The 21,870-nt window shown below is 62.1% G+C and carries 16 protein-coding genes and 1 tRNA gene; 7 read left to right on the forward strand and 10 right to left on the reverse strand.

Features of this window, described 5'->3' with window-relative positions; translation table 11 throughout:
- Nucleotides 1-110 precede the first annotated feature (110 nt).
- From ACSSVY_RS05765 to ACSSVY_RS05780, 4 genes are all read right to left on the reverse strand, one after another.
- Nucleotides 111-200: transfer RNA gene (locus ACSSVY_RS05765), tRNA-Ser, on the reverse strand.
- A 182-nt stretch (nucleotides 201-382) separates the two neighbouring features.
- Complete coding sequence (locus tag ACSSVY_RS05770; protein ID WP_454268454.1) at nucleotides 383-2,740, reverse strand: TRAP transporter large permease; 2,358 nt, start codon at nucleotides 2,738-2,740, stop codon at nucleotides 383-385.
- 14 nt (nucleotides 2,741-2,754) lie between these two features.
- Entirely contained in the window at nucleotides 2,755-3,645 is an 891-nt protein-coding gene (locus tag ACSSVY_RS05775; RefSeq protein ID WP_454268455.1) for a TRAP transporter small permease subunit, read from the reverse strand.
- 100 nt (nucleotides 3,646-3,745) lie between these two features.
- Nucleotides 3,746-4,828: a TRAP transporter substrate-binding protein gene (locus tag ACSSVY_RS05780; protein WP_454268456.1), complete on the reverse strand. Its 1,083-nt coding sequence runs from the start codon at nucleotides 4,826-4,828 to the stop codon at nucleotides 3,746-3,748.
- Between the two features lie 245 nt (nucleotides 4,829-5,073).
- On the opposite strand from ACSSVY_RS05780, the gene ACSSVY_RS05785 reads away from it, so the two are divergent.
- The 7 genes from ACSSVY_RS05785 to ACSSVY_RS05815 all read left to right on the forward strand — a co-directional run bounded on the left by ACSSVY_RS05785 (nucleotide 5,074) and on the right by ACSSVY_RS05815 (nucleotide 12,713).
- Complete coding sequence (locus ACSSVY_RS05785) at nucleotides 5,074-6,336, forward strand: SulP family inorganic anion transporter (RefSeq protein WP_454268457.1); 1,263 nt, start codon at nucleotides 5,074-5,076, stop codon at nucleotides 6,334-6,336.
- 47 nt (nucleotides 6,337-6,383) lie between these two features.
- Complete coding sequence (locus ACSSVY_RS05790) at nucleotides 6,384-7,811, forward strand: cache domain-containing protein (protein ID WP_454268458.1); 1,428 nt, start codon at nucleotides 6,384-6,386, stop codon at nucleotides 7,809-7,811.
- Nucleotides 7,808-8,455: a response regulator gene (locus tag ACSSVY_RS05795; RefSeq protein ID WP_454268459.1), complete on the forward strand. Its 648-nt coding sequence runs from the start codon at nucleotides 7,808-7,810 to the stop codon at nucleotides 8,453-8,455. The genes ACSSVY_RS05790 and ACSSVY_RS05795 overlap by 4 nt, the downstream gene beginning before the upstream one ends.
- A 409-nt stretch (nucleotides 8,456-8,864) precedes the next feature.
- Nucleotides 8,865-10,619: an acetolactate synthase 3 large subunit gene (locus ACSSVY_RS05800; RefSeq protein WP_454268460.1), complete on the forward strand. Its 1,755-nt coding sequence runs from the start codon at nucleotides 8,865-8,867 to the stop codon at nucleotides 10,617-10,619.
- A 52-nt stretch (nucleotides 10,620-10,671) separates the two neighbouring features.
- A complete protein-coding gene (gene ilvN, locus ACSSVY_RS05805; protein ID WP_454268461.1) occupies nucleotides 10,672-11,232 on the forward strand; it encodes an acetolactate synthase small subunit in 561 nt (186 codons plus the stop codon).
- Nucleotides 11,233-11,346: 114 nt separating this feature from the next.
- A complete protein-coding gene (locus tag ACSSVY_RS05810; RefSeq protein ID WP_454268462.1) occupies nucleotides 11,347-12,504 on the forward strand; it encodes an aromatic ring-hydroxylating oxygenase subunit alpha in 1,158 nt (385 codons plus the stop codon).
- Nucleotides 12,501-12,713 carry a hypothetical protein gene (locus tag ACSSVY_RS05815; protein ID WP_454268463.1) on the forward strand — a complete coding sequence of 71 codons (213 nt, stop codon included), beginning with the start codon at nucleotides 12,501-12,503 and terminating at the stop codon, nucleotides 12,711-12,713. The genes ACSSVY_RS05810 and ACSSVY_RS05815 overlap by 4 nt, the downstream gene beginning before the upstream one ends.
- 20 nt (nucleotides 12,714-12,733) lie before the next feature.
- Here ACSSVY_RS05815 and ACSSVY_RS05820 read toward each other — a convergent pair whose 3' ends face one another.
- From ACSSVY_RS05820 to ACSSVY_RS05845, 6 genes are all read right to left on the reverse strand, one after another.
- Entirely contained in the window at nucleotides 12,734-13,543 is an 810-nt protein-coding gene (locus ACSSVY_RS05820) for a DUF2189 domain-containing protein (RefSeq protein WP_454268464.1), read from the reverse strand.
- Nucleotides 13,544-13,844: 301 nt separating this feature from the next.
- Nucleotides 13,845-15,239 (reverse strand): dihydrolipoyl dehydrogenase, encoded by a 1,395-nt coding sequence (gene lpdA / locus ACSSVY_RS05825; protein ID WP_454268465.1) that lies wholly within the window; start codon nucleotides 15,237-15,239, stop codon nucleotides 13,845-13,847.
- 136 nt (nucleotides 15,240-15,375) lie between these two features.
- Complete coding sequence (locus ACSSVY_RS05830; RefSeq protein WP_454268466.1) at nucleotides 15,376-15,954, reverse strand: DUF924 family protein; 579 nt, start codon at nucleotides 15,952-15,954, stop codon at nucleotides 15,376-15,378.
- A gap of 104 nt (nucleotides 15,955-16,058) precedes the next feature.
- Nucleotides 16,059-17,312 carry an MFS transporter gene (locus tag ACSSVY_RS05835; RefSeq protein WP_454268467.1) on the reverse strand — a complete coding sequence of 418 codons (1,254 nt, stop codon included), beginning with the start codon at nucleotides 17,310-17,312 and terminating at the stop codon, nucleotides 16,059-16,061.
- A 68-nt stretch (nucleotides 17,313-17,380) separates the two neighbouring features.
- Nucleotides 17,381-18,469 carry a tRNA preQ1(34) S-adenosylmethionine ribosyltransferase-isomerase QueA gene (queA, locus tag ACSSVY_RS05840; protein ID WP_454268468.1) on the reverse strand — a complete coding sequence of 363 codons (1,089 nt, stop codon included), beginning with the start codon at nucleotides 18,467-18,469 and terminating at the stop codon, nucleotides 17,381-17,383.
- Complete coding sequence (locus tag ACSSVY_RS05845) at nucleotides 18,466-21,858, reverse strand: YhdP family protein (RefSeq protein WP_454268469.1); 3,393 nt, start codon at nucleotides 21,856-21,858, stop codon at nucleotides 18,466-18,468. The genes queA and ACSSVY_RS05845 overlap by 4 nt, the downstream gene beginning before the upstream one ends.
- Nucleotides 21,859-21,870 lie beyond the last annotated feature (12 nt).

Raw genomic sequence — 21,870 nt, forward strand, 5'->3', positions numbered from 1 at the left:
TGCCCCGGCGAGGGACCCGATTGCGCCAACCGTCACCGGCGGGAACAAATGTGGGATGACTATTTTTGGAAGGTTTTTTTAAAGGACACCAATACCTTAAGCGGAATTAGTGGCGGAGCCGATGGGATTCGAACCCACGAGACCCTTCCGGGCCTACTCCCTTAGCAGGGGAGCGCCTTCGACCACTCGGCCACAGCTCCGCCGACGCGTATAGCCGCCCATGTGGGAGAGTTACAAGGCTAAATTTCGACTGTTTAGAGGATCCGTTTCATCCGCCCCCAAAACCTTCATCCCAGGCAACCGTGACCGGTTTGACAGGTGCAGACCTGTGCGGCCACACCTGTCAAAACCCATCTGCGCTCGGCGCGTATCGGTCTGGGCGTCAGTTCGCCATCAACGCCGGGACAATCGTGACAATCGTCGGAAAGAACCACAGAATGCCAAGCGCCCCAAGCTGGATCAGCACGAAGGGAATCACACCGCGATAGATATGCCCCGTCGTAACCTCCTTCGGTGCCACCCCGCGCAGATAAAACAGCGCAAAACCAAAGGGTGGAGTTAGGAACGAGGTCTGCAAATTGACCGCAATCATGATCGTCACCCATTTCGGATCAAAGGTGCCACCATAGATCACCGGTCCCACGATAGGGATCACGATATAAATGATCTCGAGGAAATCGAGCACGAAGCCGAGCACAAAGAGCACCAGCATGACGATCAGAAAGACCTTGAGCTCATTGTCAAAGCTCTTGAGGAATTCTTGAATGTAATGCTCGCCACCAAAGCTGATGACCACGAGGTTCAAGAGTTGCGAGCCGATCAAGATGGTAAAGACCATGCTCGTGACCTTCGCCGTTTCGCGCACCACCGGGGTCAACACCCCACCGGTATAAAGCACCCAGCACGCGAACAAGAGCCCGAACACCGCATAGAGATAGGCGGCGTAGGCAAAGAAGAACGCCACCCAGGATTCAAAGCTGACCCCTGCTTGATTGATCCTGAGATCAAAGTTGATGCCGATCAGAATCGACAGCACCACCGCCAGCGTGGCCAGAATGATGATCTTGGGCGACCGGTCCTGATCACGCAGCTTGCGATAGGCCGCGAGCATGATCGCCCCCCCTGCCCCCAGCGCCGCCGCCGGGGTCGGGTTGGTGATCCCGCCCAGGATCGACCCCAGCACCGCCACGATCAGAACCAGCGGCGGAAAGACAACACGGATGAGCTCGTTCTTGGCCATCCGCACCGCACCATGGGCGCAGCCATAACAGGCCATCGCCAGCGGGATGAGCAACAAAAGCACCGTCACCCCCGCTGAGGTCGACGGTCGGATAAGTGTGATATCCACCAAGAGTCCGAGCAGAATTCCGAACGCCCCGATCAAGAGCGGCGCCGGATTGGCCGAAGGCGCCACGCCCCGCGCCACCGCCAAGGTGAGGGCGAACATCACCATCAATGTCGCCACGCCCGTGCCGATGGGGGCGGCATCCGCCTCTTTCTGGACGCGCAGCGCGGCGATTTCCTCGGGCGTCAGGCGCACGCTCGCGGTCACGCCACCGGCGGCGTCAATCTCCTGTTGCTCAGCCACCGCCGCATCCCATTTCGATTGACCGTGCAACTCGATCATCGCCGCCTGACAGTCGGGGCTCACAGTGGTGCGCAATGATGCGGCCTCGCCCTGATCGCTGAAACTGTCCACAATCAGGCCTTGACTGCCAACCACACCCAGCGTCGAAAGCAGCATCACCCCGGCAATCAAGGCCACCGGCACACCGAGGAACCATGTGAACCCCTCACCACGGGTGATCACCTCGCCGCGCGCGCCACCGGCGACCTGGACCGCCGGTGCCTTGGATGGGTTCACCAGCGCATAGCCAAAGGCATAGAGCCCATAGAGCACCGCCAGCAATATCCCCGGCAAGAGCGCCGCCTGAAAGAGCGTCCCCACCGACACCACCGCAGGCTCGCCCAGATAGGTCAGCGCATCGGTGCATCCCACCGACAGCGCCCGGTTCTCCTGTGCCACCGAATAGAGATCGCCTGCCAGCGTGCCCAAGAGCACGATGACAATCGAGGGCGGAATGATCTGCCCCAAGGTGCCCGACGCCGCGATGACCCCCGTCGCCAATTGCGGGCTATAGCCCGCGCGCAGCATCGTGGGCAGGCTCAACAGGCCCATCGTCACCACGGTCGCCCCCACGATCCCGGTCGAGGCCGCAAGAAAGGTGCCCACCACCACGACAGACACCGCAAGACCGCCCGGCAGCGGGCCAAACACCCGCGCCATGGTGGTCAAGAGATCATTCGCGATCTTGGAGCGTTCCAGCGTGATCCCCATCATCACGAACATCAGAACTGCCAACAATGTCTCGATTGACGCCCCCGCCAGAACGCGCTCGTTGATCCGGTTCACAAGGAAAGACACGTTGCGATCCAGCGCCACTTCCCAGCCCAGCGGAAACACCGGCTGCGCCGCGCGCGGCAAATCCGGATATCGGAAAACTGACACCGCATCGGGCCGCACACCGCTGGCCACGATGGCATTATACGCCTCGCTCGACGTGTCGATGGCCTGATGGATAAGCAGCCCCGCGCTGTCGAGCCCGGCAATGATGCCAAACGCCACAACCCCCGCCCCGCCAATGGCAAAGGCCACAGGAAAGCCCGATAGAATACCCCCAAAGAGGCACAGAAATACGATGATCAGCCCGATCTCGACCCCGTCCAGTCCGAATAACATTGGTCCCTGCCCCTTTAATGTGTGCCTTCAAAGGCTTCTTCACCCTCGCCCAGCGTGTCGCGGTCGAGGTATTTGCCCAGACTGTCGGGGCCTTCCTTGAATTCCAGATACGAGCGCCAGAAAAACGCCATCGCATGCAGGAACACCATGCCGGCAAAGAGCACCAACAACACCTTGAACAGGAAATAACCGTTGAACCCGTTGGGGCTGAACCCGATGGTTTCCACATTCCAGCGCAATGCGCGGGATTTCATCAAGAGCCGATCCAGCGGCTCACTGGCCGAAGGGTTCGGCACGATCAGATGCCGCCACATGAAGAACCAGCCATACATCCAGGTCAGCACCGCCATCGGCATCATGAAAATGAGACTGCCCGCCATGTCGATCACCTTCTTGGCGGAATGACTGACCGGCGCATAGATCAGGTCCACCCGCACATGCCCGCCTTGAACAAAGGTATAGGTGGCACAGAGCGTGACAATCAGCGCATTATAGAGCTTGAGCTCTTCGGAATACCAACTGACGTCGAATTGCAGCGGGATGCCGAAGCCGATCACCAGATCGGGACGGGCAAAGATACGCTGGATGAACACAATGATGATCTGCTGGATCACCATGATGAGCCCCGCCCAGGCGGCAAACCGTCCGACCGTATTGGCCAGCCCCTCCAACCCGCGCACACAGCCCCACATAAAGCCGTTTTTCCACAGGCCCACCCCGGTGAGCACCAGAAAGGTCACGAACGCCACAAAGAAGAATTCGACCGAACCGCCATAATAGACGACCCGCATGATCGCTTCCTTGTTGGACCAATCCAGCCAGCTTGCGGGATGGCTGATGGCATAGGCCAGGTTGTAAAAGGCCATGCCGATATTCTGGATAATCCAGAGAACTGCGTCCAGCATCTTGTCCCCCTCACGCGCGGATACGCGGGTCCGCGCGGCCCGTCATGCGATGCGAACAGGCCCCGAGCACCGGGGCCTGTCACTGTCAGTGTCGCGGGGATCAGCCCAGAACGCGGTCGCGCTGTGCGGTATAGGCACCGTCCGACTTGTTGATCCAGGCCGAAGACGATTTCATCGACGCCATGTAGCTGTCATAGACGCGCTTGTAGATCTCGTCGCTCATGTTCTCCTGATGTACGGCATCCGAGGCCTGACCAAACGCATCCCAGACGCTGTCAGGGAATTCGAGCGTTTTGACGCCGTTCGATTGCAAACGCTGCAACGCGGACGAGTTGTTGGACAGGAACTGCGCAAGGTTCCACTGATGCGCCTCAGCACAGCCGATCTCGACCATCTTTTGCTGCGCGGGGGTCAGACTCTCGAAAACTTCAAGGTTCATGCCGATCGACAGGCCCGCACCCGGCTCGTGGAAACCGGCGGTGTAGTAGAACTTGGTGATTTCCTGGAACCCAGCCTTTTCGTCCGCCCAGGGGCCAATCCACTCAGTGCCGTCAATCGCACCCGAGGCCAGCGCCTGATAGACTTCGGCGCCGGGAATGTTCTGGACCGATGCGCCCAGCTTGCCAAGCGCTTTGCCACCAAGACCGGGCATCCGGAACTTGAGACCGTTGAAATCCTCCGGCCCCGCGATCTCCTTGGAGAACCAGCCACCGGCCTGCGCGCCCGTGTTGCCCGCAAGAAAGGATTTGAGGCCAAAGATCTGGCCAAGCTCGTCATGGAACGCGGCACCGCCATCATGGTAATACCAATTCGCCAATTCCTGCGCGGTCATGCCAAAGGGCACCGAGGTAAAGAACGCATAGGCCGGATGCTGACCCACGAAATAGTAATCCGCACCGTGATACATATCCGCCTGACCGGCGGTCACGGCATCGAACACCTCGAACGCGCCCACCAACTCGCCCGCACCCTTGACGTCGATCGTAATGCTGCCATCGGCCATGCCGTTGATATTGTCGGCGGCGCGTTGGGCCGCATCAAATACCCCAGCAAGACCGCGACCCCATGTGGTGACCATCGTCAATGTGCGCGCACTCTGCGCATAGAGCGGTGCTGCCAGTGTCGAGGCTGCGGCAGCCCCGCCACCCAGAGCGGTATTCTTCAGAAAAGAGCGACGATCCATTTGGTTTTCCTCCCCATTATTATGACAGTGCCGCCACCTCTCTGACGACACCCGGATCTCTGTAGTGGGCCGACCTTAGCGACGGGTTTTGCATCTGCAAATACCGACTACTGCGTAGAAGCCGGGGGGTATTTCAAACTTTTCGTGATGATTTGCCCCCGCGCCGGGGGTCATTGCATGCAATTGTGCACGCAGCCCGCGCTTTGTGCTTGAAACGGGATCGGTGCGGGTGTTGAGATTCGCGCATGAAACCCAAAATTCTCTCCACTCTGCCGGGCTACACCGCCGCGCTGTTTCGCGCCGATCTCTTTGCCGGGATCAGCGTGGCGATGGTGGCGCTTCCGCTCAGCATCGCCATTGCGATTGCCTCGGGTGCGGACCCCGCCTCGGGACTGACCACCGCCATCATCGGCGGCTTTCTGATCTCGGCCTTGGGCGGCAGCAGGGTGCAGATCGGCGGACCCACCGGAGCCTTTATCGTTGTGGTCTACAGCGTCATCGCCGAGCACGGGCAGGATGGGCTCATCCTTGCAACGCTGATGGCTGGTGTGATCCTTGTGATCGCGGGTCGATTGCGCGCAGGCAGCCTCGTGCGCCATATCCCCGACGCGGTGATCAACGGCTTTACCATCGGCATCGCCATCATCATCGCCACCAGTCAGGTCAAGGACTTTCTCGGCCTCACCACCGAAAACCTACCAGCCGAATTTCTCGAAAAGATCGAGGTGCTCTGGCATGCCCGCGACACCTTTAACCCGCAGGCGCTCTTGATCGGGCTGGTGACCATGGTGCTGATCGTCGGTCTGCGCCGCGCGGCTCCCCGGTATCCGGGCCTGATCGTGGCGGTGGGGCTGACATCCGCTGCCGTGGCGCTCTGGCATCTGCCAGTGGACACTCTGCTGTCGCGCTTTGGCCCGCTGCCCAATACACCCAACATGCCATCCTTGCCCGCACTCAGCCTTCAGCGGATGATTGACCTGCTGCCCTCTGCGCTCATCATCGCCTTTCTCGCGGGGGTGGAATCGCTCTTGTCGGCAGCGGTGGCTGACCGGATGATCGGCGACAAATCCCAGCCCAACGCCGAGGTGATCGCCAATGGCGTGGCTAATATCGGCTCCGCGCTCTTTGGTGGCCTGCCAGCAACTGGCGCGATTGCCCGCACCGCCACCAATGTGGGGGCAGGCGGCAGGACCCCGATGGCTGGCATAATTCATGCGCTGGTGATCCTGCTCGTGATGCTGCTCGCGGCCCCGCTCGCAGGCTATTTCGCCATGCCCGCCCTTGCGGGACTGCTGATCCTGATTGCATGGAACATGTCCGAACCGCACAAATGGCGCAGCTATATGGCGGACCGTCCGTCGGACCGGATGCTTTTGCTGCTCACGCTGGTGCTGACCGTGCTGGCCGACCTGACCGTCGCCATCGGGGTTGGCGTGGCCTTGGGCCTCGCGCTGCGCCTGCGCCGCCGAGATGTGCCGCCCGCCGACTGGCACCCGCCCGAACATTGACGCGCGAAAGACTGGATATGACGCGCATTTCGCCCTATCGCTGATCCATGAACCGCCTCTTCGCCCACATTCGGCTCAATTATGGCCAAAAGCTCTTTCTGATCGCCACCCTGCCGCTGATCCTCACGGCACTGGCAATATCGGTCGTGGTCACGCTGCAATCGCGCCAACTTGCGGAACGCGAGATCGAAACGCTCGAGGCGCAGCTGATCGAGGCCAAGCGCGCCGAACTCAAGAATTACCTCTCCATCGCCCGCACCGCCTTTGTGAACATCTACGGGCGCGCGGCGCCCAACGACGAACGCGCCATGGAACAGGTCAGCCAGATCCTCGCGGGCATGCTCTATGGGCAGGACGGCTATTTCTTTGTCTTCGATTATAACGGCACCAACCTTGTCAGCCCAAGACATACCGAACTCATCGGTCGCAACTGGACAGGGCTGGAGGATGAGGGCGGCCAACCCATCACCGATGAATTGATCCGCCTCGCCCGCACCGGCGGCGGCTATCACAGCTACGAATGGCCCAAACCCTCGACCGGCGAGCGCGCTCAGATGGTCACCTATGTGATTGGGCTGCAAGACTGGCGATGGGCGGTGGGCACCGGCGTGTTCATCGACGATGTGGTGGCCACCGTCACCGCCTCGCGCGAAAAGGTCGAGGCGCGGGTGGAGCGCACCTTCTTCTACATAGGCGCCGCGATGCTGGCAGCGCTCTTGCTCGTCTTCGTCTCGGGCCTCTTCATCAATATCCGTGAACGCCGCCTCGCCGATGCCAAGCTCAAGAAACTCACCCAGCGCGTGTTTGACGCACAGGAAGAGGAGCGCGGCCGCGTCGCACGCGAATTGCACGACGGCATCAGCCAGATCCTCGTCGGCGTGCGCTATGCGCTTGATACCGCCAAGCGCCGCCTCGCGTCGGGCGATGCGCGCGCCGCCGACACGCTGGAACGCGGCATCACCCACCTCTCGGGTGCCATTCAAGAGGTCCGCCGCATCAGCCGCGATCTTCGCCCCGCCGTGCTGGACGACCTCGGCCTCGGTCCCGCGCTCAAGACGCTGGCCGAAGACTTCGGCAAGCGCACCGGCATCGCAACCGAGTTCAGCACAGTGGTGTTTCGCAACCGACTGGATAACGAGGCAAAGATCGCTCTCTACCGCGTTGCGCAAGAAGCCTTTACCAACATTGAACGCCATTCCGGCGCGACCCGCGTCACCATTGATGTGCGCGGCCATGCCCGCGGCGCCACCCTGAGGATCGCCGACAATGGCTGCGGCATTGATCAGGCCAAACCCTCGGGCACCCCCGGCGGCGGTCTGGGCCTGCGCAACATGCAGGAACGAGTCGAACAACTGGACGGCACTTTAGCGGTGATCTCAACCAAGACCGGCACCGCCATTGAGGCAACCGTCCCCCTCACCCACCTTTTGCCGCCCCAAGAACGCCCCAACCCAAAGGAAAAGGCCCGCGCATGACCAGAGCCCCCATTCGGATCGTGATCGTGGACGACCACCCGATGGTCGCCGAAGGCATCCAGTCCATCCTCGAAAGCTATGACGATATCGAAATCCTCGCCAGCCTGTGCAACGGACAGGCGATCATCGACCGGGTCGAGGCGCTTGATCCCGATGTGATCCTGCTCGACCTCAACATGCCGGGGCTGGGCGGGCTGACCACAGCCGAGATCATCCTCGAAAAGCGCCCCGACACCCGCATCCTGATCCTCAGCATGCATGACAGCCCCGAATATATCTCCTCGGCACTCAGCCACGGTGCTGCGGGTTATGTGCTCAAGGATGTGCCCACCGACGAGATCAAGCGCGCCATTGACGCGGTGATGACCGGCCAGCGCTATCTCTGCACCGGGGCCAAAGGCTCGCTCGAACCCTATGAGAACCCCGATCGCGAACAACTCACCAACCGCGAACAGACGATCCTGCTGCAACTGGCCCAAGGCAAATCCAACAAGGACGTGGCGCAGGCGCTCGATATCTCGGTGCGCACGGTCGAGACACATCGCAAGAACATCAAGCGCAAACTCGGCATCGCATCGACCGCCGGGCTCACCCGCTATGCGCTGGAACATGGGGTGTTGCAGGGCACAGGCGTCCGGCTCTGATCCATGCTGGCAGATCGGGGGTCAGCCCAAACCCCGAGGTATTTGGAACCAGATGAATTCCATGGCCTCACGCCAAGACGCCCACGCCGATTCCCAAACCATCACCCCGCCAACACCCGTCATTTCCGCGATTCAAACGCCGAGACCAAGTTTCGCGCAATAAATGCAAAGATTTCATCCCGGTTTGCGACATTTTATCCACCAAATCGGCTTGACGCTCTCTGCACCCGGACCTAATGTCGCCGCCACGCAGCATAGGAGTCGCCCGCGTGACCACACTAGGAAACATCGTAGGCAAATGGCGCATGGGCCGGTAACGGAAACCTCATCGGTCCCCCATGCGCCCCCGTTTCCCACCGGGGGCTTTTTTATGCGACTTGAATTGACGTCATATACGGAGCACGAGCACATGACACGTCAGATGACCGGAGCGAGAATGGTGGTCCAGGCCCTCAAGGATCAGGGCGTGGATGTCGTATTCGGGTATCCCGGCGGTGCCGTGCTACCCATCTATGACGAGATCTTTCAACAAAATGATATTCGCCACATCCTCGTGCGCCACGAACAGGCCGCCGTGCATGCCGCCGAAGGCTATGCGCGCTCCACCGGCAAACCGGGCGTGGTGCTTGTCACCTCCGGCCCCGGTGCCACCAATGCGGTAACGGGCCTCACCGATGCGCTGATGGATTCCATTCCGCTGGTGGTTCTGACCGGACAGGTGCCGACCTTCATGATCGGCAATGACGCCTTTCAAGAGGCCGACACCGTCGGCATCACCCGCCCCTGCACCAAGCACAACTGGCTGGTGAGCGACACCGCGCGCCTTGCCGACACGCTGCATCAGGCGTTTCATGTCGCGACCACTGGCCGCCCCGGCCCGGTTCTGGTCGACATCCCCAAGGATGTGCAATTCGCCTCGGCCACCTATACGGCCCCCAAACAGGCGCGGGTCTCGCATTACCAACCGCAGGTGAAAGGCGATATCGAAGGCATCACCGATCTGGTGGCCGCCCTCGAAAAGGCCAAGCGTCCGGTCTTCTACACCGGCGGCGGCGTCATCAACTCGGGCCCAGAGGCCACTCGCCTCCTGCGCGAACTGGTTGAGGCCACCGGCATTCCCACCACATCGACCCTGATGGGTCTGGGCGCCTATCCCGCCAATGGTCCGCATTGGCTTGGCATGCTCGGCATGCACGGTCTCTACGAGGCCAATATGGCGATGCATGGCTGTGACCTGATGATCAACATCGGCGCACGCTTTGACGACCGGATCACCGGGCGGCTCGATGCCTTTAGCCCCGACAGCATCAAGGCGCATATCGACATCGACCCCTCGTCGATCAACAAGGTGATCCGCGCCGATATCCCCATTGTTGGCGATATCGCCAATGTTCTGGCCGATGTGCTCGAGGTGTGGAAGGCGCGCGGCGGCAAACTCAACCGTGAAGGCATCGCCAAGTGGTGGGACCGCATCACCGAATGGCAAAAGGTCGACTGCCTCAAATTCAGCCAAAAAGGCAAGGTGATCAAACCGCAATACGCCCTCGCCCGGCTCGAGGCGCTGACCAAGGATCACGACCGCTATATCTGCACCGAAGTGGGCCAGCATCAGATGTGGGCGGCGCAATATTTGGGCTTCAACGATCCCAACCGCTGGATGACCTCCGGCGGGCTTGGCACCATGGGCTACGGCTTTCCGGCCTCCATCGGCGTCCAGATCGCCCACCCCGAGGCCCTCGTCATCAATGTCGCAGGCGAGGCGTCGTGGCTGATGAACATGCAGGAAATGGGCACGGCGATGCAATACCACCTGCCCGTCAAACAGTTCATTCTCAACAACGAACGCCTCGGCATGGTCCGCCAATGGCAGCAATTGCTGCATGGCGAGCGCTACTCGTCAAGCTGGTCGGAATCCCTGCCCGATTTCGTGAAACTGGCAGAGGCCTTCGGGGCCAAGGGCATCCGCTGCCATGAGCCCGCCGATCTCGACGATGCGATTATGGAGATGCTCAACCACGACGGGCCGGTCATCTTTGACTGCCTCGTCGAAAAGCACGAAAACTGCTTCCCGATGATCCCGTCGGGCGAGCCGCACAACAAGATGCTCTTGGGCGAGGCCAGCACCAAGGACGCCATCAAAGAGGGCGGCGCGGTGCTGGTTTGACGCGGGGTCTGCCCCACCACCGACCACGCCCGATCAACAAGGAATCCGCATAATGTCCGCTCTGCAAATCAAAAAAGGCTCGTCCAAACATTCCGCCTATAACCTGCGTCCGACGTTTTCGGATGTGCAGGAAACCCATACGCTCGCGGTGCTGGTCGATAATGAGCCAGGCGTTCTGGCCCGCGTGATCGGCCTGTTCTCGGGCCGTGGCTATAATATCGACAGCCTGACGGTGGCCGAGGTGGATCACACCGGCCACACCTCGCGCATTACAATCGTCACCACTGGCACGCCGCAGGTGATCGAACAGATCAAGGCGCAGCTTGGCCGCATCGTGCCCGTCCACAAGGTCAATGACCTGACCGTCGAAGGCCCCAGCGTCGCGCGCGAATTGGCGCTGCTCAAGGTCGAGGGCAGCGGCGACAAACGCGTCGAGGCACTGCGCTTGGCCGACATCTTCCGCGCCAATGCGGTCGACAGCACGCTCACCAGCTTTGTCTTCGAGATCACCGGCGCGCCCGAAAAGATCGACGCTTTCGCCGAACTGATGCGCCCTCTCGGCCTTGTCGAAATGGCGCGCACCGGTGTAGCCGCCCTGCCGCGCGGCCTCTGATAGAGGTCGCAGCGGGCGGCTTGTCGCGGGATTGACGCGCCGCGTCGCAGATAGGCGCGTACGGGCGCGGGGCTATGGCAGAGTAAGCGCCAGCCCCAACCCCGGAGACGCCAAATGCCCGCTCTGACCGACCTGTCGAATGTCCGCACGCCCGTAGAGCAGGCCAACGGCCTGCCCAACGCCCATTACATCGACCCCGCCGTGTTTGCAGAAGAAAAGCACGCGCTTCTTTTCAGCCAATGGGCAGGACTTGCCGTGGGCGCCGATGTGCCGGAACCGGGCGACGCCAAGCCGCTGGAGTTTCTCGGCATGCCGCTCCTCCTCATCCGCGACAAGGACGGAGAGGTGCGCGTTTTCCAGAACATCTGCCGCCACCGAGGCATGATCCTCGTCGAGGAACCGCGCAAGATCGAGGGGGCCATCCGCTGCCCCTACCATTCCTGGTGCTATTCGACCAAGGGCGCGTTGGTGTCGACCCCGCATGTCGGCGGGCCCGGCCATAATACCCACGAAAGCATCAAACGCGAAGAGTTGGGCCTGACCGAGATTCGCAGCCATATCTGGCGCGATGTGGTCTGGATCAATGTCTCGGGCGACGCCCCGGCGTTCGAGGTGGCCATGGCCGATCTCATCGCCCGCTGGCGCGAATTCGATCTGCCGGTCTATCACGGCGGCCCCGACAGCCGCTTTACGCTTGAGGTGCAAACCAACTGGAAACTCGCAGTCGAGAATTACTGCGAGAGCTATCACCTGCCTTGGGTGCACCCGGGCCTTAACAGCTATTCCCGGCTCGAAGATCACTACCACATCGAGAAGCCGGGCGAATATTCCGGTCAGGGCACCATGGTCTATCGCCAGATCACCAATGAGAACGGCGAGACCTTCCCCGATTTCGCCGACGTGGGCGCGAAATGGAATGAACAGGCCGAATACGTTGCGGCCTATCCCAATGTCCTCTTGGGCGTGCACCGCGACCATGCCTTTGCCATCATTCTGGAACCCAAAGGCACCGAGCGCACGGTCGAACATATCCACCTCTATTACTCGGTCCCCAACGCCGATGACGGTCTGCGCATGCGCAACACCCAGCTTTGGAAAACCGTGTTCGAAGAGGATATCTTTGTCGTTCAGGGCATGCAGCGCGGTCGCCACGCCACCTATTTCGACGGCGGGCGCTTCTCACCCGTAATGGACAGCCCCACACATTGCTTCCACGCGTGGGTGGCTGGGCGCGTCGAGACGCATCGCGCCATGGCGCGCGCGGCGGAATGACCGATCTCGACAGCGCTATGATCCGCGCCCATGCGACGGGCGATCAAGCGGCGCTGATCGCCCTCTATGCGCAGGCGGCCGACACGGCGAACGACCTCAACGCCGCCTGCTTTTTCCTCACCCATGCCTATGTCTTTGCGCTGGAGGCAGGCGCGGCCGAGGCGGCATCCCTGCACGCCCGCCTTGTCGCTCATGGCCGCGAGGCCTAACGCACCGTGCTTTTCTTGGCTCAAGTACTCGCGGGGGTCCGGGGGGCAGTGCCCCCCGCCTCGCAAATCAACGTGTACAGATGCCACGTCGCATGCCCCAGGAGCGGCAGCACGAAAAACAGCCCCAGAAACGCGGGCAGCATCGCCAGGAACGTCAGCCCCGCCACCAGCGCGCCCCAGGCCAGCATCGGCAGCGGGTTCTCCATCACAACAGTGAGGCTCGTCAGCATTGCGGTGACAAAATCCACCTCGCGGTCCAAAAGCAGCGGCAGCGACACGACCGTCAGACTGTAGAGCAAGAGGGCAAACACGGCCCCCACCCCTGTTCCCACCGCCAGCATGCTCATCCCCTCGGGCGTGAAATAGACCTCCAAAGACGAAGATACATTGGTCATCGTAGACAGCCCCATGAACAGCGCGAATATCATATGCGCAAGGAAGAACCAGAACAGGAACACCATGATGATGATGACGCAGATCGACGGCAATTGCCGCCGCCTCTGATGCGCGATCACCCCGAAAATCTCGGACGCCACCAGCGCCCGCCCCTCGCTCAGCCGATGGCTTACCTCATATAGCCCCACAGCGGCGAACGGCCCCACCAACGGAAAGCCCACAGCGGCAAAGATCAACCAATAGCTCTTGCCGGTGACCAGCGTGATCCAGGCCAGTCCCCAGCCGATCAGCACATAGACACCGGCGAAGATCACCGCATATCCCGGCGCGCGGCGCATATCCGCCCATCCCCGGCGCAGCGCCTCTCCCAGCATGTTGAATCCGACAGCGCCCATCTCCGGCACCCCGAGCGGCTTGATCTCGTTCTGCGGCATCCCTGTGGTCCTCCCCTTGATGCACGAGCCTAGCCAAGCAAGCGCCCTGCGCAAATATCTAACTTGAAATCACCTATATCGCCATCGCTGTGGCAGGGACCATTGGCCTTGACTCGACATCGGCCCCGATCACCAAAGCGCGGACTCAAGGCGCGGCACGCGCCGCCGCGCAGCGCCCGTCCGGTGGGGCGGACAGGCACCGCGCGGTCCATCGTTTGGGGCCAAGGTCAGCCCCCGAACGCAACAGGCGCGCCCGACCCTTGTCAGACGCGCCTGCTATGTTCATGCCGCCCGGACAATCTCAGATGTGGATCACCCGGTCATAGGCGTCCAGCACGCTCTCATGCATCATCTCGCTCAGCGTCGGATGCGGGAAGACCGTGTTCATCAGATCCTCTTCCGTGGTCTCCAACTGACGACCCACCACATAGCCCTGAATCAATTCCGTCACCTCGGCGCCGATCATATGCGCACCAAGCAGCTCACCAGTCTTGGCATCAAACACTGTCTTGACCATGCCCTCGGCCTCGCCCAGCGCAATCGCCTTGCCATTGCCGATGAACGGGAACCGGCCCACCTTGACGGCATAGCCCTTTTCCTTGGCCTTCGCCTCGGTCAGCCCCACGCTCGCCACCTGCGGATGGCAATAGGTGCAGCCCGCGATGCTCTCGGGCTTGACGGGGTGCGGATGCCCGCCCGCGATCAACTCGGCCACCATCACGCCCTCATGGCTCGCCTTATGCGCCAGCCACGGCGCGCCCGCGATATCACCAATCGCATAGAGCCCCTCAACGCCGGTGCGGCAATACTCATCCGTCACCACATGCGTCCGGTCGATCTTGACGCCCAGCGCCTCCAGCCCCAGACCCTCGACATTGCCGACAATCCCCACGGCGGAAATCACCGTATCGAACTCGTGTTTCTCGACCTTGCCACCGACCTCGATATGCGCGGTGACTTTGCCCTTGCCCCGGTCCAATTGCTTGACCATGGCCTTTTCCATGATCTTCATCTTCTGCTTGGTGAACGCCTTCTTGGCAAAGGCGGAAATCTCGGCATCTTCCACCGGCAGGATGCGCTCCATCACCTCGACCACGGTGGTCTCGCTCCCCAGCGTGTTGTAGAAACTGGCAAATTCGATTCCGATGGCACCCGACCCGATCACCAACAGCTTCTTGGGCATACGCGGCGGCACCAGAGCGTGCTTGTAGGTCCACACCAGATCGCCATCCGCCTCGAGCCCGGGCAACTCACGCGCCCGCGCACCAGTGGCCAGAATGATATGCTTGGCCTCCAACTCCTCAACGCCCTTGTCGGTCTTGACGCTGACCTTACCCTTGGCGGGCAATGTCGCCTCGCCCATCACCACCGTCACCTTGTTCTTCTTCATCAGATGCGCGACGCCACCGCTCAGCTGCTTGGCCACCCCGCGCGAGCGTTTCACCACGGCATCGAGATCATAGCCGATCCCCTCGGCACTCAGGCCGAACTCCTTGGCCCGGTGCATCAGGTGGAACACCTCAGAGGAGCGCAGCATCGCCTTGGTCGGGATACAGCCCCAGTTGAGACAAATGCCCCCCATATGCTCGCGCTCGACAATAGCCACCTTGAGGCCCAGTTGCGCGCCCCGGATCGCAGCCACATAGCCGCCCGGACCTGCCCCGATTACGATCATGTCATAGGTCGTCGATGCCATGCGGCCCTCCCTTTCAAAATTTAGTTTGCCATTAAACTATTTTCCACCAAATCGCAACGCGACATGATTGAGCGATTGAACAAACAATCGTCATCCGTGTCTTTCGAGCAATTGAGAGCGCAGAGTGGGGCGCGGATCAGGCGACCTGCTTGATCCTGCGCAGCGTGTCGCCATACCCGCCCTCGGCCTCGAACGCGCGCTCCAGCGCGGTCGACGGACGTTGCAGCGCCGCATTGCGATATGGAAATCGCCCGAATTGCCGGATCACTTCGCGATGCGCCCGCGCATGTGTCAGGTTCTCAGCCCCGTGCTGTGGCATCCGCTCGCACATCAACCGCACGCAACGCTCCTGATCACACAGGTTCTCGGAATGCATCAAGGGCAGGTAAAAGAATTGCCGCGCCGGTTCATCAATCCGCAGATCCCAACCGCGATTGATCGCGACCTTGCCCGCCGCCAGTGACTGCGCATCGGTGACAAAGGCCTTCGCCTCGCCCCGGAACATATTGCGCGGAAACTGATCGGTCAGGATCACATAGGCCAACATTCCGGTCGGATAGGTCAGCCACAGACCATAGGCCCCATCACGGGCATTCTCCCAAGCGGCCTCAAACCGCTCTGTCACCTTGGCGTCCAGCGCCTCAGAGGTCTTGTACCAGCCCCCCGGCCCGATCTCATCCAGCCAGAACCGCAACACGTCGTCGGGTGTAACCATAGGGGGGACTCCTCATTGTCCTATGATGGTTTCGTGACGTTAACGGGTTTTTAGCCCGCTTTCACAGTAACATATTACTACAAAAGGGACATATTTACTTAATTTCAATCCTGTTTCGCCTCTTGCGCAGTTTCAATGGCATATTCTTGCGCAAACTCCACCGCCATTGGCGAAGAAGAGGGCGAAACCGGCATATACCGGTCGGTTTCGCGCACTGCGGGGGCCTTGCGCTGCGTCATCCGATAAATCGCATAGGCCACCATCGCGAACATCAGCACCGCGATATAGAGGAAATAGCCGCCCGGCCCCATGACTCCCATCATCCAGCCCACCATCAACGGCCCTGCAATCGCGCCCAGCCCGTTGATGAACACCATGCCGCCCGCCGCTGCCGCCATGTCATCATGCTCCAGAAAATCGTTCGTATAGGCAATCAGTAGCGAATAGAGCGGGTTCGACGTGCCCCCCACGATGAACCCGGCCAACAACAGGAACCAGTAGTTATCCCCCAGCATCATGCCGACCACAGCCCCGATGCCCGTTCCCAACGACACGCCCGCAATCAGCTTGCGCCGGTCCATCCGGTCTGACAGCCAGCCCAGCGGATACTGCGCCACGACGGCAGCCACGTAAAACGACGCGACAAAGGCCGAAGTCTGCCCCACGCTAAGGCCCGCCTCGGCGCCATACACCGCCGCCATGCCGAATTGGGCGGCAAAGACCCCCCCCGTCAGCAGCATCCCGACACAGCCCAGCGGCGAGATTTTCATGATCTGCCGCAGCGACAATGGCTTGGTCGTGCCAAAGGCGGGCGTCGGGCTGACCGACAGCAGAATCGGCGCAAAGGCCAGCGACACCAGAACCGACGGGATGACGAAAAGCACATAGCCGGACGGGTCCGCCAGCACCATCAACCCCTGCGCCGAGACGATGCCGATCATCTGCACGATCATATAGAGTGACAGCGCCTTGCCGCGCGTCGCATTGGTCGCGGAATTGTTCAGCCAGCTTTCAGCGGTCACATAGACCCCCGAGAAACAGAATCCGATCAGCACCCGGCCAATCGACCAGGCCCAGGGCTCTGCAATCGTCGGATAGAGGATCAGCACCGCCGAAATCATTGACCCCAGCGCGGCAAACACCCGCACATGCCCGACCCGACGGATCATCTCAGGCGCCATCCGAGAACCGAACAGGAATCCCACGAAATAGGACGACATAACCACCGACATCTCATAGGTCGAAAACCCTTCGAGCGCGCCGCGCACCCCGAGAAGCGTGCCTTGCATGCCATTGCCGACCTGCAACAACATCATGCCCAACAAAAGGGCCCATGCCCCCGACAGCACCTGAAACATCGCGCCTCTCCTTCGTCTTCTCTCGCCAGCCTACCAGATGCCCGCACCTGCAGCACTTCAAAGGCGACTTACCCTGTCCCCTCAGCGCCCCGCCTGTCAGGCTTTGCCGCCGGGATCAACAGCGATGCATCGCCATACGAGAAAAAGCGATAGCCCCCCGCCACCGCATGCGCATAAATTCGGGCGATCACGCCCTGCCCCATCAGCGCCGACACCAACATCATCAACGTCGATTTCGGCAGATGGAAATTGGTCATCAGCGCATCGGTGACACGGAATTCGAAACCGGGATAAATGAAGATATCCGTATCCCCCGACCAGGCCGCAATCTCGCCGGTGGCCCGCGCCGCCGTCTCGATCAGGCGCAGCGCAGTGGTGCCAACCGGAATGATCCGCCCCCCCGCCGCGCGCGTGGCGGCAATCTCTGCGGCGGCCTTGGCACTCACCTCGCCCCATTCGGCATGCATCTTGTGCGAGGTCACATCCTCGACCTTGACCGGCAGAAACGTCCCCGCGCCCACATGCAGCGTGACATGGGTGAACCCCACCCCCATCGCCGCCAGTTCCGCCAAGAGCGCCTCATCAAAATGCAACGAGGCCGTCGGTGCCGCCACCGCCCCCGGCGCCCGCGCCCAGACAGTCTGATAATCCACCTTGTCCTGATCATCAGCCGGACGGCGCGCGGCGATATAGGGCGGCAGCGGCATCGCCCCCGCCTCAGCCAGCGCCGCGTCGAAATCGTCAGCCCGCAGGTTGAACCGCAGCCGCCCCTGCCCCTCTTCCTTGGCCTCGAGCACCGCCGACAACCGCTCCGAGAACACAATCTCCTCGCCCACGCTCACCTTCTTCAGCGGCTTGATCAGCGCGCCCCAGGTGCCCTCCGCCCCCGGCTCCAACAGCGTGACCTCGATCTTGGCCGCCGTGTCCCCCTGCGCCCCAGAGCGATGGCGCAGCCCCGACAGCCGCGCCGGGATCACGCGCGTGTCGTTCAGCACCAGCCGGTCACCGGTCCGCAGCCACCGCCCAAGGTCGGCCACCCCCGCATCGGTGATCGCCGCACCCTCCGCCACCAGCAACCGTGCGGCGCGCCGGGGCCTCGCGGGGCGCGTCGCAATCAACGCCTCGGGCAAGTCAAAATCGAAATCTGAAAGTTTCATCTGTCCTGTCTTTGGTGAATGTCCTGCGCCTCACGCTCGGCTTCGCCCTTGATCTGCCCCGAGGTCGCGGCCCGTCCGGTGCCCACCGTGGGCGCAGGTCGGCGGAACAACTCGCGCAGAAACCCCGGTGCCAGCGCCGAGAGCGGATTGACCGACACCACCGGGTCAGTCGAGGGGCCCTTGAGCGTGTAGTTCATCCCGATAAGCCCCTCACCGGGCCGGGTAAAGGCCTCACCGATCCCATTGAGCAAATAGACCGGCGACACCACACCCTGCATGTCCATCTGCTTGTTCGCCATGGTGTAATACCCATCCATCGAAATCCCGACCGAGGCACCGACCGCACTGCCTTCCAGCAGGATCAACCGGTTCGGCGTCAGGCGGAACTGCGCATCGACCCGCCCGAAATGCAGACCCTTGCCGGAAAACTGCTCCAGCAGTCCCACGACGCTGATCGTATTCAAGAGCGCCGCCAGCGCCGGGGCGTCCTTGATCCTTATCTGATCAATCCCCAGCACCCCATCATAGCTTCCCGGCTCCGGCGCAGGCGTCAATACCAACTCCAACACCCCCTCGCGCGCCTGCCGCAGCAGGCCCGCCGCGGCCAACACCTCTCCGGCATCGTTGGATCTGATCCGGAACGCGCTGCGCCCCGACATGGGCACGACCTGCCCAGTGACCGGGGCCAACCCGTTCAAAAGCCCGGTGAATGTGCCATTGGTTCCACCTGAGGTGTCCAAATTCGCACGAAACTCGGTCAGGGCAATGCCTTCGGAAATCTGCAACCGCTCCAGCCGCAATGTAACCGGACCGCCACCGCGCGCACCCTCGCCCGCTCCGCCGCCCGTCCCTCCCAAAGAGGTTTGCCGCAAATCGACCGTGCCCCCCATAACCTCGACGCGCGGCGTCACCCCCGCGCCACGCCCAACCAAACTCACCGGCACATCCAGCCAGTTGCCCAAGGTGACCCGGCTGAACTCGGCCCGCTCCAGACCGCCGCCCGGGTCCAGGCTTACACGCCCCTGCGCCTCAAGCCCGGCACCGCTCAGGCTCAGCGCCGTGACCTCCGGCAGCGCCCCCAGTCGGCCCACCACATCAAGCCGCCCTTGCTGTCCTTGGCCCAAGGCCCAGTCCAGTTGCGGCAGCTGCAGCGCGAGTCCCGCCAAATCGGATGTCAGCGCAAAGTCCGGGGGCTGCCCTTTGGCAAAGCCGATCTCTATCTCGCCTTGCCCCTCGCCCGACAGGCTGCCGGGGGGCAGCCCGATGCCAAATTCCTCCAGAAACCGCTGTGACAACTCGATCTGTCCCCGCACCCGGCTCTCCCCTTGCGGGTTGCTCCCGATGGCCATGTCCCAACTGCCGCGCACCGGCACGGCCCCCACCTGCGCTGCGCCACCGATCTCGAGATGCCGGTTGCTCGCCTCGACCGCCAAACGCTCAGCCGCCAGAACGCGCCCCTTGACCAGCGTCTCGCTGCGCACGTCGCTGAGGGTTCCGGTCACGTCAAACGCCACCTCCTCCGTCGTCAATTTCTTCTTGAGCAGGAACATCAGCTCCCCGTCCAACGCCGCCTGCCCCTCTGCCACCGTCACCGGCTGCCCCGCCTTTTGCAGGAACCGGAACGGCGGCGAATCGAGCAGCGACAAGGCCGCCGTGATCGTGCTGCGGGTCTGCATCAGGGCCTGCGCCGGGCCGTCCTTGATCCGCACATCGGGGATGATGAAACTGGTGCCCGCCACGTTGATCCGGCCACCCTCTTCCGCCACCACATGCCCCCGCTCGGCCTGAATGACAAAGCGGTTGTCATGCAGCGACGCCCGCCCCGAGGCATCCGTAATGGGCGGTACATCGCGCACATAGACCGTCTCAAGATCCGCAAAATCGAACCCGAGGCTGAAATCCGGCATCATGTCCGGCTGCATCCGCAGGGCAAACTGAATATGGCTCAGATCGGCGCGGCGCACATTCTTCTCGAGCCACTCGCGCGTGTTCGTCTTGGTCGCCCGCGGCCAGAGCGCCATCAACCGCTCGGGAGACAGCCCGTCCATCGCCCCTTCAAGCGAGATGTCCCATCCCTCCTCACTGCCGCGCGCCTCGCCGCGCGCCCGCAGGTTCTGCCCCTGATCACTCAGGCTCAACTCTCCCAAGGTCAGGACAAACGGGTCCAGCCGCAACCGCAGCGTCATCCGCGCCTCTTCGAACCGGATCGGCTCTGGATAGAGGTCGGCCGGGTCCGCGACCACATCGCTCACCCGGATCTGCGCCTGCAACTCGCGTGGCCAACCGGCCTCCATCCCCACCAGCCGCGCCGTGCCCTCGGCCCGCACCTGACCCCAGGCGCTGTCCACCGACAACTCGGTGAACCGGATTTCCTGGACCGTTGGATCATAGGTGAAATAACTGCGCGCCGAGCGAAACTTGATTGGGGCCGTGGCGGGCGTCGGCTGCAACACCCCCGCCCCGATCTGCAAGGTGGCATTGAGCGGCCCAAGCCGCCCCTCGGCATCGACTCCGGCGCGCACAGCTCCCGAAATCGGTGCCTCCAGCGCCCCAAGCCAGGCCAACGCTGGCGACTGCCCGGCAATATCGCTCGCTGGCATATCCTCAAAGGTCGCGCCGAACTCCGCGACCTTGCTACCGATCCGGCCCTCGTAATTGACCGCCAACGTGGTGGCATAGTCGCGTGCACCAAGCAGCGCCACATCCCCGCGCAACGAAATTCCGTTGCCCGCGCGCGTCAACTCCACCCGGCCACCGTCGGCGCTCCACGCGCGGCCCGCCCGCGCATCCTCGTAACGCAAGCTCAGGTTATCCGCCGTGACCAACCGCAGCGCGTCCAATTGAGGCCGCGCAAAGAGCGCATCAAGCTGCTCGTTGAACGTGCCGCCCTGCCCCATCGCGCCCAACACAATCGACAACTCGCCGGTCGCCAGCCGCCGCAACCCCAATTGAGCACCGGACAGGCGGACCGTTCTCGGCTGCACCTCTCCGCGCAACAGCGGCTCCGGTGCAACCGTCACATCAAGCGACCCCAGCGTCACCAGCGGCACGCCGTCAAGATTGGCCAGCGCCACATCCCGCAGCGCCACACGCGGCACAAGATCCTCACCCACCACCAACGACATCTCGCCGAACCGCAACTGATAGCCCGGCACGCTCGCATCAATCCGCTCTGCGATACGCTCTTGCAGCCAAACGGGTGCCCGCAGGTTCACCCCGATGTTCACGGCGACAATCAAGCCCAGAACCACCAGCAGGACCGCACAGGAAAAACAGAACTGCATGAGATGCCGCAGCACACGACGACGCGTGCGGGGCCGCACAGGCGTCCCGTTCGTCGGCTGCGGCATCTCTGCCGCGCCCTGCTCTTGTGTCGGCTCCGTGCTCATCCTATCCGTTCG

It is taken from the genome of Roseovarius sp. MBR-51, from assembly GCF_053628575.1.